Here is a 14370-nt window from a genome sequence, read left to right on the forward strand (position 1 = left end):
TATCCGTTACAGTGCGTGATGTATACTTGCTAGGACACCGTATAATTCTTCGGCTTCGATCTGTCCCGGGGCGGAGGCCATGGAGCCGGACCCAAAGGTCATGCAGGAGCCGAATACTTCGCAGGAGAATCGGCTGATACTGCCAAGGCCGGACATGGACATGGTGATGATCGGACGGTCGGCGTAATCAGAAGCCATCTCTTCCGTTGCGGCAAGGAGGGTGATTACATCCCTCCGGTTCTGCGGCATCACGGCGATCTTGGGGATATCCGCACCCATATCCTGCATTCTGCGCAGCCGGTATACGATATCGCTCTGAGACGGGGTCTTGCCGAAATCATGATTCGATACCACGGCCTTTGCGTGGTTGGCATGGATGAAGGAGATCAGATCATGGACGATTGCATCTCCGGTGAAGAGTTCCACGTCGATCAAGTCCGCCATGCAGGTTGCTGCCGCGGCTTTATTGAGTTCTGTATAAGTGCGGGAGTCCATCTTGCGGACACCGCCTTCTTCTGCTGTGCGGAAGGTGAACAGAAGAGGGGTATCGCCAAGGATACCGCGTATTCCGGTCAATACATCTGTCACCCGGTCAATCTCTTCTACGCCTTCGAACCAGTCTGCACGCCATTCCATTAAGTCCATATGCATATTCTGATACTGCCTGGTCAGGGAGAGGATCTCGTCTCTTGTCCTGCCGATATTCGGGATGCAGATTGCGGGTATGCCTGTTCCAAGGGTCAGATTCCTTATCTTAACTGTATTCATAAGCATTCTCCAATTCTATGTTCGTTACTGTTCGTACAAATCATATCAGATTCTATATTAGCAGATATTTTGCGTAGATTCAAATGCAAAAAAAGTATATTTCACAGAACAGACGCATATAGTGTTAACAGTTCAGACCGAGGGAACATGTAACAGCATGAATGGAAGGGGCTTAGAGCATGGAGCAATATCATTTGTACAGGGACATACAGGCAAGGACAAACGGTGAGATATACATAGGAGTCGTAGGCCCGGTCAGGACGGGGAAATCTACATTTATCAAACGGTTCATGGATGTGTTGGTGTTGCCGCATATGGAAGATGAGCATGGAAAAGCAAGAACGAAGGATGAACTTCCCCAGTCTGCATCGGGAAGGACGATCATGACGACGGAACCCAAATTCGTACCCAAAGAGGCGGCAGAGATCAGGCTGTCCGAGGATGTGAAGGTACGGGTAAGGCTGATCGATTGTGTTGGTTATATGGTAGAGGGAGCGTCAGGTCATGCGGAGGGAGGAGAGGAGCGTCAGGTCAAGACGCCGTGGTTTGACCATGAGATTCCATTTACCAAGGCGGCAGGGATCGGAACCAGGAAGGTGATCCATGACCATGCCACCATCGGGATCGTGATTACGACAGACGGAAGTATCACGGATATTCCGCAGGAGAACTATCGGGATGCGACAGAGAAGACGATCCGGGAGCTGCAGAGCATAGGGAAGCCGTTCGTGGTGCTGGTCAATTCAAAGAAGCCCTTCGGGGATGAGGCGAAGCAGGCGGCGCTGGAATGTGAGCAACAGTATGGTGTGTGTGCGATACCGGTAAACTGCGAGCAGTTGAAGGAGGAGGATATCACCCGGATCATGGAAGCGGTATTATATGAGTTCCCGGTATCAGAGGTACAGTTCTTCATTCCCAAATGGGTAGAGATGCTGCCCAGGGACCATAAGATCAAGCAGGAGTTGTTGGTACATATCAAGGATATTTTAAACCGTTTCGGAGAGATCAAGGACGCGGTGAACGGAATAGAGATGCCGGAGTGCAGCTATATCGAAGAGATGAAAGTGGACCATATTGAGATGGATACCGGGTGCGTGAAGGTGCGGATCGGCGTTGCGGAACGATTCTATTATGAGATGTTAAGCGAACTGACCGGAACCCACATTGCAGGTCAGTATGAGCTGGTGGCGGCTATGAAGAACTTATCAGAATTGAAGGCAGAGTACGAAGGAGTGCGGGACGCATTTGCATCGGTACGGGTAAGGGGGTACGGGGTGGTCAGCCCCAAAAAAGACGAGATCACCCTGGAAGAGCCCACCATCATCAAGCAAGGGAATAAATACGGGGTTAAGATCCATTCGGAAGCGCCTTCCATTCATCTTATCCGTGCAAATATTGAGACAGAGATCGCGCCGATCGTGGGAAATGAGCAGCAGGCGCAGGATTTGATCCGTTATATCAAGGATGCGAAGGAGAGCGAGGAGGGAATCTGGGGTACGAATATCTTCGGAAAATCCATCGAAGAATTGGTGATGGACGGGATGCAGAATAAGATGGCGATGATCAATGACGAGAGCCAGGAGAAGCTGCAGAATACCATGCAGAAGATCGTAAATGACAGCAACGGAGGCCTGGTATGTATCATTATTTGATCCGTCCCTCCAATACTGCCGTCAAAAAAAGTCTTGACATCGGCGTGATGCTGTGGTAAAGTTCTATTAAACCGATGAGGAAGAGTGAGTACCGTTGGATATTTGCCTTACAGAGAGTTGCAGGCGGTGGGATTGCAGCAGGTCAGAACCGATGGGAATGGGCTTCTGAGGGCGAGCTGAAGCGTTTGATCCTTTTGAATTACAGGAGACGGGTAAGCAAGCCGGAGAGGGTACTCCGTTAACAAAGTACGCGTATGATGGTACGCATGAGTGGGTATATAAGATACCAAGCCGGGTGGCACCGCAGGAGTTGATGATAATTACTCTTGTCCCAGCAATATTTATTGTATGGGATAAGGGTATTTTTTTGTGTGAAACAATAAGCCGAAGATACCCTGTCCCTCTTATAACAGAATGGCAGATGCCGATGAAAGGAGAACAAGAATATGAGTGAACAGAAAATCCCTTACAAAATCTACCTGGAAGAGAGCGAGATGCCGAAGCAGTGGTATAATGTACGTGCAGATATGAAGAATAAACCGGCCCCGCTTCTGAATCCGGGAACACTAAAGCCCATGACGGCAGAAGAGCTGTCCGGCGTATTCTGCGAAGAGCTGGTGAAGCAGGAACTAGACAATGACAACCGTTATATCGATATCCCGCAGGAGATCACGGATTTCTATAAGATGTACCGTCCGGCGCCGCTGGTACGCGCGTACTGCCTGGAAGAGAAGCTTCAGACGCCGGCTAAGATCTATTATAAATTCGAAGGAAATAATACCAGCGGAAGCCATAAACTGAATTCCGCTATCGCACAAGCCTATTATGCGAAGAAACAGGGGCTAAAGGGCGTGACCACAGAGACGGGAGCCGGACAGTGGGGAACAGCGCTTTCCATGGCGTGTTCTTACCTGGGGCTTGACTGTAAAGTATTCATGGTGAAATGCTCTTACGAGCAGAAGCCGTTCCGCCGTGAAGTGATGCGGACTTACGGGGCAAGCGTGACGCCGTCCCCGTCCATGGAGACCGAGGTGGGAAAGAAGATCCTGGAAAGTCATCCGGGAACTACAGGAAGCCTTGGATGCGCCATCTCAGAGGCGGTTGAGGTCGCGGTGGGAAGCGAAGGATACAGATATGTGCTTGGAAGCGTGCTGAATCAGGTATTGCTCCATCAGTCCATTATCGGTATGGAGACGAAGAGTGCGCTGGATAAATACGGGATCACACCGGATATCATCATCGGATGCGCGGGAGGCGGCTCTAACCTTGGAGGCCTGATCTCTCCGTTTATGGGGGAGAAACTGAGAGGTGAGAAGGATTATCATTTCATTGCTGTAGAACCGGCGTCCTGTCCGAGTCTGACCAGAGGCGTCTATGCGTATGATTTCTGCGATACGGGTATGGTATGTCCGCTGGCGAAGATGTATACGCTTGGAAGCGGATTTATCCCGTCGGCTAACCATGCGGGAGGCTTAAGATATCACGGTATGAGTTCAGTCCTGTCTCAGCTCTACGCGGACGGTTATATGGAAGCAAGAGCTGTAGAGCAGACGGCTGTATTCGAGGCGGCGGAGAAGTTTGCAAGAGTGGAGGGAATCCTTCCGGCGCCGGAGAGCAGCCATGCCATCAAGGTGGCTATTGACGAGGCAGTGAAGTGCAAGGAGACCGGGAAGGAGAAGACTATAGTATTCGGTCTGACCGGTACGGGATATTTCGATATGGTGGCTTATGAGAAGTTCCACAATGGAGAGATGAAGGATTATATCCCAACGGATGAAGATCTGAAGTCCGGGTTCGACGGAATTCCAAGATTCCCGGGGAATATGGAGTAGGAGCAGAATATGAATGTTTTAGTTGTGGTAGATATGCAGAATGATTTTATTGACGGAGCGCTTGGGACAAAGGAAGCGGCGGCAATCGTTCCAAGGGTAGCGGAGAAGATCAGGAACTTTGACGGGGAGGTATTATATACCAGAGATACCCATGGGGAGGACTATCTGGACACGCAGGAAGGGAAGAAGCTGCCCGTTGTCCACTGTGTCAAAGGAACGAAGGGCTGGGAACTTCATCCTGAGATCGAGGCGCTGCGCAGGAAAGAGCCGATCGATAAGCCGGCGTTTGGAAGCACGAAGCTTGGCAGTATATTGTGCGCCATGGATAAGGAATATAAGATGCGTGCGATGGACGGTCTTGAATCCGTTACATTTGTAGGGCTGTGTACGGATATCTGCGTGATCTCAAACGCGATGATCGCGAAGGCGTCCGTACCGGAGGTGCCGATCATTGTGGACGGGAACTGCTGCGCGGGAGTGACTCCGGAAAGCCATAAGAATGCGTTAGAAGCAATGAAGATGTGCCAGATCACCTGTCTGGAATAGTAATAGAAGAGAGAACTGCAGGGGTACGTCCGGCAGTTCTCTTGCGCCGTATACTATGCAGGATAGTTCAGGCGTTCATCTGTGATATCCGTAAGGACTTCCTTAAGGTACTTGCGTGCTAAGTATCTTGCCATCGGAAGGTTCATATCCAGATAGTTGCCGCAGTCTTTCGCGCAGGCGCCGGGGATATCCCCCTCAAAATCGGCGATAAAGGCGAACATCTCGGTCATCAGCGGTACGATATCCCTGGAGGTATATTCTCCCGCAAGCAGCAGATAGAAGCCTGTCCGGCATCCCATCGGGCCAAAGTAGATGGTCTTATCTGCATAAGTCTTGTGATTGCGCAGGAAAGTTGCGGCAAGATGCTCGATCGTATGTACTTCCGCCGTATTCATAACAGGTTCCTCGTTGGGGTTCGTGATGCGGATGTCAAAGGTGGTAACAGGATGACCCTCTACCCGGTCGATACGGGATACATAGAGTCCCGGGATCAGGCGCAGATGGTCTATTGTGAAGCTAGTGATCTTTTCCATGGTATATTGCTCCTTTTGGTTTAATTTGGTTTATTATAGCACTTTTTCGGGAGGTTTTCCAGTCGCATTCATTGCGTAAAATACGGAGTATGTGAATTTCTTTTTGGGATTCTTTGATGATGTAGAATATTATAGAAGGCGGAAAAGGTTTTTTATGGATGGCATAATTCTTATAAAAGATTTGTGTGTTTAGTTCGGCAACCTTCTGAAATGCATCTGCAAGCGGCAGTTCCCGGCCGGCTTCCATATCGCAGATCCCGTTCTCTAATACCTGGAAAAGGCAGGTATCTTCATATTGAAGCAGGATGCAATCCTTTTTATAGAATTTCTGAAATTTTGGCAGTTTTTACCTGCTTGCCTATGGAAAATATTTTGATATATGATATACTTATCCACTGAGGGTACAGATGTTTGATACTTAGGAGGTGCAATATGAAGTTGTATATGGTCAGGCACGGGGAGACCGATTGGAACAAAGCGAGAAGAATCCAGGGGCAGGTGGATATCCCTCTGAACGAGTTCGGAAGGAGGCTTGCAAAGAAGACGGCTTTGGGGCTTGCCGATGTACCTTTTGATCTGTGCTATACGAGTCCGATGTCCCGGGCAAAGGAGACGGCAAAACTGATTCTTCAGGGAAGAGAGACGCCGGTTATAGAAGATGAGAGGATCATAGAGATGGCGTTCGGCGAATTCGAAGGAAAGTGCTGCGCGAAGAGCGGATGGAACCTGCCGGAGGAATTCCGCAGATTTTTCGACGGGCCGGAGAGATACCAGGCGCCGTCCGGGGGAGAAGATTTTGCCGCTGTAAAGAAGCGGACCAAAGAATTCCTCGAGGAACTGTACGGGAAAGAAGAATACAGGGACAGCAGCATACTGATCACGACCCACGGTGCGGCTCTTGCCGGGCTTTTGAATAATATCAAGGGCAGGTCTCTTGCGGAATACTGGGACGGAGGCGTACATAAGAACTGTGCGGTCACGGAAGTGGAAGTTGTCGGCGGGAAACCATTTATCGTCTCGGAAAATGTAGCTTACTATGATGATGAAGTAGAGCCGTGGGAAGACTGACAAGAATATGAAGTGTTTAGAATAGATTAGAAAATATGTACGCGGAGGAAATAGAAGATGATCAATGATAAGAAAGTATTATTCAGCGGTATGCAGGCAACAGGGAATCTGACTCTTGGGAATTATCTGGGAGCGCTGAAGAACTGGGTGACCTTAAGCGACGAGTACGAGTGCTTCTACAGCGTGGTAGATATGCATTCCATCACAGTAAGACAGGACCCGGCAGTCTTAAGGAAGAGGGCGAGAGCTCTGCTTACCCTGTACATTGCGGCAGGTCTTGACCCAGAGAAGAACTGTATCTACTATCAGTCGCATGTGTCCGGCCATGCAGAGCTTGCATGGATCCTGAATTGTTTTACCTATATGGGAGAGCTAAACCGTATGACCCAGTTCAAGGATAAGTCTGCGAAGCATGCGGATAATATCAATGCCGGATTATTTACCTATCCGGTGCTGATGGCGGCGGATATCCTGCTCTATCAGGCGGATGTGGTTCCGGTGGGAGTGGATCAGATGCAGCATTTGGAGATCACCAGGGATATTGCAGAGCGGTTTAACAACATTTACGGCAATGTATTTACCATACCGGAGGCGTATATCGGCAAGGTGGGTGCTAAGATCATGAGCCTTCAGGATCCGTCAAAGAAGATGTCCAAGTCGGATGAGAATCCCAACGCCAGCATCTATCTGATGGATGATCCCGATACCGTCATGCGCAAATGTAAACGTGCGGTGACCGATTCCGAGGCACAGATTCTATATCGTGACGAGCAGCCGGGAGTGAAGAACCTGATCGATATCTACAGTGCATGTACAGGAAAGAAGCCGGAAGAAGTAGTGAAGGAATTCAGCGGCAAGGGATACGGCGAGTTTAAACCGGCGGTAGGAGAGGCGGTCGTATCTGTATTGAAGCCGCTTCAGGAGGAAGCGGCAAGGCTTGAAAAGGATAAGGCTTACATTGACGGAGTCATCAAGAACAATGCGGAGAAAGCACAGTATTTTGCGAATAAGACGCTGCGGAAGGTGCAGAAGAAGATCGGCTTCCCGGAGAGAGTAAGATAGGATGTTGCACGGCGCAGACGCCGCGCCGATGGGAGCGCCGTATTAGCGTAAAGGAGCGGGAAGGAGCCGGATATGAATATACAGACAGCGGGTGAACAGAAATATTATGATTTTATCGAGGAACGGGCGAAGAGTCTGCGGACGGGGATGATCGTGTGGGGAAGCCTTCTGGCGGTGGCATTTATCGGGATGTTCTCGGATGCAAGGCTTGGGGTTATCCTGGCTCTGGCGGGACTTTCCCTTGCGGTAATGAATGTGAAGTCGCAGAAGGCGCTTAAGAGTAAGCTTGATATTGTAGACGATAAGGAAGAGTTCTTCCGGCAGTTAACGGACCCTGATCTGATCGAGATCAAAGACTGTAATCTGATCATTATGAAGGATTACGCTCTGGTCAGAAGAGAAGATGTATCCGTCTATCCCTTCGCCCATATGGAGAAGGTAGAGGTAGGTATTCAGGGGAAGACAGGTAAGGTTCTCTTCCTCACAGACAGGCAGGGCAAACGGCACAAGATCGCCTCCTGCATGAGCCAGGACAGGCTGCAGGAGGCGTTTGATAAGGCGTACCGGGCGTTGAGAGAGAGAGTTAAAAGCCGTTAAGAATGCATGAGACTGCCAGGAAGATCGTGCCGGCCGCCAGAAAACAGAGCGATACGCCTGCCCGTTTCTTGCGGGATACCATGATGGAGCGCTGCTCTTCGGTCATGACGGAGGGATATTTCTTCCTGCCGAGCAGGTAAAGAAGCATGCCGCTTCCTCCGTTGTTGCCGCCTGAGAAGAATACCGCCCAGAAGGTGGGGTGCTTGAATCCCCGGCACGCCGCGTCAAGCTGAATCATGCGGAATACCTGGTAATACAGAGTGGAAGCTCCAAGCAGTGTAACAAAAGCAAAAATTATCATATACCATGTCAACATAAGATTATCCTCCTATAATTTCAAAATGATTTGGTAGAACAGGGTGCACGTACTGATCACGCCGACGGCGATGCTGCCCGCGATCAGGTAAGTGCTGCGGGCGATCAGGCCGTTGAACAGGACGAACAGGATCAGGAACAGGATATTGACCGCGACTGCCGTGATCAGCCTGCGGTTGCTGTTCACAATGTTCGTGCTTTCCTCCAGATGACCGATCATTTTCTCATCTCCTTTCAGCAGCTCGTCAAGGCTGATGTTATAGAGGTCGCTGAGTTTGATAACGCTTACGATATCAGGATAGGACCGCTCGTTCTCCCAGTTTGATATGGTCTGGCGGGATACCTGTACGGCTTCTGCGACATATTCCTGCGTCAATCCAGATCTGGACCGTGCGTCTTTTAGTTTCGCTCCAATTTCCATAATCTTAACTCCGTTTCTGCAACATCTGTTTCATGACTTGCTGTTTTGTATATTGTGTCTGTCTGAGCACATATTCAGTATGCCGTTTCAAGATCGATCTGTCTATCAAATCCATTTTACATGGGCATTTTTGCCTGTCAAAATCCTTTTACATCGGAATCTGAAAAAGAAACGTTCTCTAATCGTCTTCTTCACCCTGGATGGTGTAAGTCTGTCTCTTTCTTGCCATCTCATCATTCTCCAGGTATTCGTCGTAGGTCGTGATCTTATCGATCAGCTTGCCTCCGGGAACGATCTCCATGATACGGTTGGCGGTGGTCTGTACAATCTGGTGGTCTCTGGAGGAGAACAAAAGCACGCCCGGGAACTTGACCATACCGTTGTTCAGGGCAGTGATCGCTTCCATATCCAGGTGGTTCGTCGGCTCGTCCAGGACCAGTACGTTGGCGCCGGAGATCATCATCTTCGATAAGAGGCAGCGTACCTTCTCGCCGCCGGAGAGGACCTTGACCTTCTTCACTCCGTCGTCCCCGGAGAACAGCATACGGCCCAGGAAACCGCGCACATAGGTCACGTCCTTTTCCTCGGAATACTGGGTCAGCCATTCTACGATGGTGTAATCATTGTCGAATTCGCTGCCGCTGTCCTGGGGGAAATATGCCTGTGAGGTGGTGATTCCCCACTTGTAGGTTCCCTCATCCGGTTCCATCTCCCCTGTAAGGATCTGGAACAAAGTGGTCTTGGCAAGCTCATTGCCGCCCACAAATGCGACCTTGTCGTCATGGTTCAGTGTAAAGGAGAGGTTGTCTAAGACCTTCTCTCCGTCTATAGTCTTGCTCAATCCCTCTACGGTAAGGACCTCATTGCCGATCTCGCGGTTCGGCCGGAAATCAATATAGGGATACTTACGGCTGGAGGGCTGGATATCGTCCAACTGGATCTTCTCCAACGCGCGTTTTCTGGAAGTCGCCTGCTTGGACTTGGATGCATTGGCGCTGAAACGGGAGATAAATTCCTGCAGTTCCTTGATCTTCTCTTCCTTCTTCTTGTTGGCCTCCTTCATCTGACGGATCAGAAGCTGGCTGGATTCGTACCAGAAATCATAGTTGCCGGCGTAGAGCTTGATCTTGCCGTAATCGATATCCGCGATCTGGGTGCAGACCTTATTCAGAAAATATCGGTCATGGGATACCACGATCACCGTATTGTCGAAATTGATCAGGAATTCCTCCAGCCATGCGATAGCGTCTAAGTCCAGGTGGTTGGTCGGCTCGTCGAGAAGCAGGATATCAGGATTGCCGAAAAGAGCCTGTGCAAGCAGGACCTTTACCTTCTCAGGGCCGTTGAGATTCTGCATGATCTCATAGTGCATCTCAGCAGGGATTCCAAGGCCGTTTAAGAGGGTCGCGGCGTCGGACTCCGCTTCCCATCCGTTCATAGCGGCGAATTCTCCCTCCAATTCACTGGCTTTGATACCGTCCTCATCTGTGAAGTCTTCTTTTGCGTAAATGGCTTCTTTTTCCTTCATGATCTCATAGAGCCTTGCATTGCCCATCATGACGGTGTCAAGGACCGGGTATTCATCGTATTTGAAATGATCCTGCTGCAGGAAGGAGAGACGTTCGCCGGGAGTGATGGCGATCTCGCCTTTGCTCGGCTCGAGCTGCCCGGAGAGGATCTTAAGGAACGTGGATTTGCCGGCGCCGTTGGCTCCGATCAGGCCGTAACAGTTCCCTTCGGTAAATTTGATATTGACGTCTTCAAACAGGGCTTTTTTCCCCACGCGTAATGTAACATTGCTTGTACTGATCATAGTGTATTCGCACTCCTTAATTATTGAAAATATGCCTTTCTGTACAGAAGCCTTACTTTGGCAGGCGGCCGCACAGAAAGTAATAGTTAGAATTGACATGGTTTCGTCTGTACCTTGCCTATCTTACCAAATATGGAAAGAAATAGCAAGGATAACCATGGGTTTTTCGGAGGTTTTCACAGTTATTTAATTTTCACTGTACTGGATCTGAAAATGGGTATATAATAGCAAATGAGCAGGCAGACGATTCTGCCGTGTGAATCGTTTATAAAAAGTGAGGTATTGTTTATGATAAAAGCAACAATGGTGCTGGAAGGCGGAGCAACCAGGGGAGTATTCACTTCGGGGGTTCTTGATTATCTGATGGAGAGGGACCTGTATACGTCCCATGTGATCGGGGTGTCCGCAGGATCCTGTAACGGTGTGGATTATGTGTCGAAGCAGCCGGGAAGGACACGAGACTGTATGATTCACGAGGAGAGGAAATACAGCTATTATTATGGGTTCAGGAAATTTATCAGAGAAAAGAGTTTGATGGATATGGATATGATCTTCGACCGGTATCCCAATGAATTCTTTCCATTTGATTATGACACGTATTTTGCGTCTGAGACGGAGTGTGAGATTGTGGCAACTAATTGTGAGACCGGGCAGGCGGAATATCTGACGGAAGATAAGGACAAGGAGAGGCTTATGAAGATCTGCCGTGCGTCCAGCAGTATGCCGCTGGTGTCGCCGATCGTGAATGTGGACGGCACGCCTTATCTTGACGGCGGTCTGGCGGATTCTATTCCTATCAAGAGAGCGGCAGAGAAGGGAAATAAGAAGATCATAGTAGTTCTGACCAGGAATCCGGGATACAGGAAGAAACCGACTTCCCAGGCGGTGGCGGACCTGTACCGCAGGGCGTACCGGAAGTATCCGGAGCTGGTGCGTACTACGATCCGGAGGAATTATGAATACAACCGGCAGATCCGCCTTGTAGAGAGGTTGAAGCAGGAAGGCAAGATCTTCATATTTCAGCCGTTGATTCCGACGGTCTCACGGCTTGAGAAGGACTGCGATGCATTGATGCATTTCTATAAGCACGGGTATCAGCAGGCGAAGAGAAAATACGACGAATTGAAGGCATATCTGGAATGTTAGGATATAGGAGGGATTGATATGAATTTGTATGAACATCGGATAGCGACGGCAGAAGCGCAGCAGATGGCGAAGGTGACGGATATGGTACGGCAGGATATCGTCAAAAGCGGAATCAAAGAGGGGATCGCGGTGGTGTATTCACCTCATACGACAGCCGGATTCACGATCAATGAGAATGCGGACCCAGACGTAGTGCATGATATGCTGTACGGGTTAGAGGAAGCATTTCCCACCAGAACGGGATATTACCGGCATATGGAAGGAAACTCCCATGCGCACATCAAGACCAGTTTCGCTGGACCGTCTCAGACCTTGATCGTGCATGAGGGAGAGCTGGTGCTTGGAATCTGGCAGGATTTGTATTTCTGCGAGTTTGACGGGCCCAGGAACCGGAAGTTTTATGTGAAGATCGTGGAAGGGTAGTCTGGCTGAGAAGGGTAAGAGATTTGATGTAGGTATTAGATATTTTTTGGAAATTAAACTAAAATGTAGGTGTTCGAAAGAGGACACCTGCATTTTTTGTATCATAGGGTGCGCCCAGCTAAGGGCTTGGAATTCGGTGGGTGAAAGTCCTACGGTGTAAGGTACAAGCTATACCGCACCAAGCGAGTCTTGGGTGGACAGCAGAGATGCTGTCTGCTAAGCGTAGACAGCGAGATTGCAGGGCATAACTGCACATAGCTTCGATATGAAAATGAAAGTGGGAAGGCAGAGGTGCTCCTATACACTGAAAGCAACACAACTGTAGTCACTAAGAGCGAGAATACAGTTGCTTCCCCGGAGTTTTGAGGTTGGTCATGCAATCAAGGATTTCAAGTCAACTGGAGGAGGTCTGTCTGGTTCCAGATGAGTTGCGTACATCAGGTATGCGGAACAACTGTCGAAGGGAGAACCGCAAATGGCCAGCAGAAGTCGGATGGCCGAATAGTACACGGTAAAACATACAGTGGAAGTCGAGAAATGCCTGTCCTCGCAGGCTAGCCATGCAAAGTCATATCAAAGAGGAAACATAGACTGTACGCAGAGACAGGAGGAGCTATGGAAACGAAATTGGCGAGAATATCACAACTATCAGGCGAACATCCAGACATGGTATTTACGTCCATAGGGCATTTGATAAATAAGGAATTATTAAAAGAGTGCCACAAGGAAATGGATGGAAAGAAAGCAGTAGGAACCGATGGGATAACCAAAGAGGAATACGGGGCAAGGCTGGAGGAAAATCTGGAAGAATTAGAGGAAAAGCTTAAGAAGAAAGCGTACAAGCCCAAGCCAGCAAAAAGAGTGGAGATACCGAAAGAAAACGGAAAGACACGGCCGCTCAGTATCTATTGCTATGAAGACAAACTGGTGCAGGAAGCATTGAGACGAGTACTGGAAGCAGTGTTCGAACCGCATTTCTATGATGAAATGATGGGATTCCGACCAGGGAGAAGTTGTCATAAGGCATTAAGAAAGCTGAACGGAATGCTGGAAAAAGAAAAGACAAACTGGGTACTGGATGCGGATGTAAAAGGATTTTTCGACCACTTGGACCATGAATGGATAATAAAGTTCATAGAATCAAGAATAAAAGACCCAAATATCATCAGGCTGGTACGCCGGATGTTAAAAGCCGGAATCATGGAAGATTACAGATATGAAGAGACAGAGGAAGGAGCCGGACAGGGTTCGGTCTGCTCACCAGTAATCGCAAACATATATATGCATTATGTACTGGTGTGGTGGTTCAAGGAGAAAATGCAGCCGATCATGAAAGGGTACGCAGGGCTGGTGGTATATGCGGATGATTTTGTAGTCTGCTTTCAATACAAAACAGACGCAGAGATGTTCTATGAATATTTAAAGCGCAGAATGATGCACTTTGGACTGGAAATGGAGGAGAAAAAGACGAGGCTGATAGAATTCGGCCGATTTGCAGAAAGGAACCGGAAAGAACGTGGAGACGGGAAACCGGAGACCTTTACATTCCTCGGATTCACGCATTACTGTTCGCATGGAAGAACGGGAAAGTTCAGAGTGAAGAGGAAGACCAGTAAGAAAAAACTAGCAAAGAAAAGCAAGGAAATAAATGCTACGATAAGAGATATGAGATTTCTACGTATAAACCAGATAGTAAAGAAGCTGAATGAAATCTTAACTGGTTACTATCATTACTACGGAATTACTGACAATTCAAGAAGCCTGAACTCATTCTATAATGTAGTATGGTTCAGGTTATTCTACTGGCTGAATAGAAGAAGCCAGAGAAGAAGCTATACAAAGGAAGGATATAAGGAATTGATGAGACAATTCCCACTCGTCCGACCACGTATCTATGTAAGTATATACGGATAGTTGTAGATGTATTAGCTTTGCAGGGAGCCGGATGCGGGAAAGCTGCACGTCCGGTTCTGAGAGGGGTAAGCCCCGTAAGGGACTTACCTACTTACCAAAGTCTGCCGAATTTCTCTATGATACAAAAGTCCTCCGGGCAGGATTCTGCGAAAGAGTGCCACGAATGGCTGGAACCAGTGGATGATACTTCCTATGATTTTTAAGTTGACTTTTAGGGCGGCTTTAATTATAATTAAAACAAGTGATTTTAAACATATGATTTAAAACAAGTGATTTTAAA

At 48.7% G+C, this 14370-nt stretch carries 14 protein-coding genes; 9 read left to right on the plus strand and 5 right to left on the minus strand.

From position 1 onward, the window contains the following. Nucleotides 1-6 precede the first annotated feature (6 nt). Entirely contained in the window at nt 7-768 is a 762-nt protein-coding gene (gene aroD / locus VSQ62_RS10620; protein WP_334634874.1) for a type I 3-dehydroquinate dehydratase, read from the minus strand. 179 nt (nt 769-947) lie between these two features. On the opposite strand from aroD, the gene spoIVA reads away from it, so the two are divergent. The 3 genes from spoIVA to VSQ62_RS10635 all read left to right on the plus strand — a co-directional run bounded on the left by spoIVA (nt 948) and on the right by VSQ62_RS10635 (nt 4798). Then, on the plus strand, nt 948-2420 hold the full coding sequence (spoIVA, locus tag VSQ62_RS10625; RefSeq protein WP_334634876.1) for a stage IV sporulation protein A: 1473 nt from the start codon (nt 948-950) through the stop codon (nt 2418-2420). A 446-nt stretch (nt 2421-2866) separates the two neighbouring features. Then, entirely contained in the window at nt 2867-4252 is a 1386-nt protein-coding gene (locus tag VSQ62_RS10630) for a TrpB-like pyridoxal phosphate-dependent enzyme (protein ID WP_334634878.1), read from the plus strand. A gap of 9 nt (nt 4253-4261) precedes the next feature. After that, nucleotides 4262-4798 (plus strand): cysteine hydrolase family protein, encoded by a 537-nt coding sequence (locus VSQ62_RS10635; RefSeq protein ID WP_334634880.1) that lies wholly within the window; start codon nt 4262-4264, stop codon nt 4796-4798. A 53-nt stretch (nt 4799-4851) separates the two neighbouring features. Here VSQ62_RS10635 and VSQ62_RS10640 read toward each other — a convergent pair whose 3' ends face one another. After that, nucleotides 4852-5331: an S-ribosylhomocysteine lyase gene (locus VSQ62_RS10640; protein ID WP_334634881.1), complete on the minus strand. Its 480-nt coding sequence runs from the start codon at nt 5329-5331 to the stop codon at nt 4852-4854. 432 nt (nt 5332-5763) lie between these two features. Here VSQ62_RS10640 and VSQ62_RS10645 point away from each other — a divergent pair, with 432 nt between their 5' ends. The 3 genes from VSQ62_RS10645 to VSQ62_RS10655 all read left to right on the plus strand — a co-directional run bounded on the left by VSQ62_RS10645 (nt 5764) and on the right by VSQ62_RS10655 (nt 8058). Then, a complete protein-coding gene (locus VSQ62_RS10645) occupies nt 5764-6399 on the plus strand; it encodes a histidine phosphatase family protein (RefSeq protein ID WP_334634882.1) in 636 nt (211 codons plus the stop codon). A 57-nt stretch (nt 6400-6456) separates the two neighbouring features. After that, nucleotides 6457-7461, plus strand: coding sequence for a tryptophan--tRNA ligase (gene trpS / locus VSQ62_RS10650; protein WP_334634884.1), 1005 nt, complete (start codon nt 6457-6459; stop codon nt 7459-7461). A gap of 72 nt (nt 7462-7533) precedes the next feature. After that, the gene (locus VSQ62_RS10655; RefSeq protein WP_334634886.1) at nt 7534-8058 is read left to right on the plus strand and encodes a hypothetical protein; all 525 of its coding nucleotides are present in this window, start codon (nt 7534-7536) and stop codon (nt 8056-8058) included. On the opposite strand, the gene VSQ62_RS10660 is transcribed toward VSQ62_RS10655, so the two are convergent. The 3 genes from VSQ62_RS10660 to VSQ62_RS10670 form a co-directional block, all read right to left on the minus strand. After that, a complete protein-coding gene (locus tag VSQ62_RS10660) occupies nt 8045-8374 on the minus strand; it encodes a hypothetical protein (RefSeq protein ID WP_334634887.1) in 330 nt (109 codons plus the stop codon). The genes VSQ62_RS10655 and VSQ62_RS10660 overlap by 14 nt on opposite strands. Before the next feature lie 12 nt (nt 8375-8386). Further along, complete coding sequence (locus VSQ62_RS10665) at nt 8387-8794, minus strand: helix-turn-helix transcriptional regulator (RefSeq protein ID WP_334634888.1); 408 nt, start codon at nt 8792-8794, stop codon at nt 8387-8389. Between the two features lie 178 nt (nt 8795-8972). Next, nucleotides 8973-10607, minus strand: coding sequence for an ABC-F family ATP-binding cassette domain-containing protein (locus tag VSQ62_RS10670; protein WP_334634889.1), 1635 nt, complete (start codon nt 10605-10607; stop codon nt 8973-8975). Nucleotides 10608-10895: 288 nt separating this feature from the next. On the opposite strand from VSQ62_RS10670, the gene VSQ62_RS10675 reads away from it, so the two are divergent. From VSQ62_RS10675 to ltrA, 3 genes are all read left to right on the plus strand, one after another. Continuing rightward, nucleotides 10896-11753, plus strand: a complete 858-nt coding sequence (locus VSQ62_RS10675; RefSeq protein ID WP_334634890.1) for a patatin-like phospholipase family protein — start codon at nt 10896-10898, stop codon at nt 11751-11753. Nucleotides 11754-11771: 18 nt separating this feature from the next. Then, nucleotides 11772-12176 (plus strand): secondary thiamine-phosphate synthase enzyme YjbQ, encoded by a 405-nt coding sequence (locus VSQ62_RS10680; RefSeq protein WP_334634891.1) that lies wholly within the window; start codon nt 11772-11774, stop codon nt 12174-12176. A 615-nt stretch (nt 12177-12791) separates the two neighbouring features. Further along, nucleotides 12792-14090, plus strand: coding sequence for a group II intron reverse transcriptase/maturase (gene ltrA, locus VSQ62_RS10685; protein WP_004070134.1), 1299 nt, complete (start codon nt 12792-12794; stop codon nt 14088-14090). Nucleotides 14091-14370: the final 280 nt, after the last annotated feature.

This window comes from Sporofaciens sp. JLR.KK001, assembly GCF_036941055.1.
Classification (GTDB): Bacteria; Bacillota; Clostridia; order Lachnospirales; family Lachnospiraceae; genus Sporofaciens.

Excerpts from the sequence above, each read along its gene's own strand:
- aroD (WP_334634874.1), bottom strand. The coding sequence starts at position 768 with ATGAATACAGTTAAGATAAGGAATCTGACCCTTGGAACAGGCATACCC.
- spoIVA (WP_334634876.1), top strand. The coding sequence starts at position 948 with ATGGAGCAATATCATTTGTACAGGGACATACAGGCAAGGACAAACGGT.
- VSQ62_RS10630 (WP_334634878.1), top strand. The coding sequence starts at position 2,867 with ATGAGTGAACAGAAAATCCCTTACAAAATCTACCTGGAAGAGAGCGAG.
- VSQ62_RS10635 (WP_334634880.1), top strand. The coding sequence starts at position 4,262 with ATGAATGTTTTAGTTGTGGTAGATATGCAGAATGATTTTATTGACGGA.
- VSQ62_RS10640 (WP_334634881.1), bottom strand. The coding sequence starts at position 5,331 with ATGGAAAAGATCACTAGCTTCACAATAGACCATCTGCGCCTGATCCCG.
- VSQ62_RS10645 (WP_334634882.1), top strand. The coding sequence starts at position 5,764 with ATGAAGTTGTATATGGTCAGGCACGGGGAGACCGATTGGAACAAAGCG.
- trpS (WP_334634884.1), top strand. The coding sequence starts at position 6,457 with ATGATCAATGATAAGAAAGTATTATTCAGCGGTATGCAGGCAACAGGG.
- VSQ62_RS10655 (WP_334634886.1), top strand. The coding sequence starts at position 7,534 with ATGAATATACAGACAGCGGGTGAACAGAAATATTATGATTTTATCGAG.
- VSQ62_RS10660 (WP_334634887.1), bottom strand. The coding sequence starts at position 8,374 with ATGTTGACATGGTATATGATAATTTTTGCTTTTGTTACACTGCTTGGA.
- VSQ62_RS10665 (WP_334634888.1), bottom strand. The coding sequence starts at position 8,794 with ATGGAAATTGGAGCGAAACTAAAAGACGCACGGTCCAGATCTGGATTG.
- VSQ62_RS10670 (WP_334634889.1), bottom strand. The coding sequence starts at position 10,607 with ATGATCAGTACAAGCAATGTTACATTACGCGTGGGGAAAAAAGCCCTG.
- VSQ62_RS10675 (WP_334634890.1), top strand. The coding sequence starts at position 10,896 with ATGATAAAAGCAACAATGGTGCTGGAAGGCGGAGCAACCAGGGGAGTA.
- VSQ62_RS10680 (WP_334634891.1), top strand. The coding sequence starts at position 11,772 with ATGAATTTGTATGAACATCGGATAGCGACGGCAGAAGCGCAGCAGATG.
- ltrA (WP_004070134.1), top strand. The coding sequence starts at position 12,792 with ATGGAAACGAAATTGGCGAGAATATCACAACTATCAGGCGAACATCCA.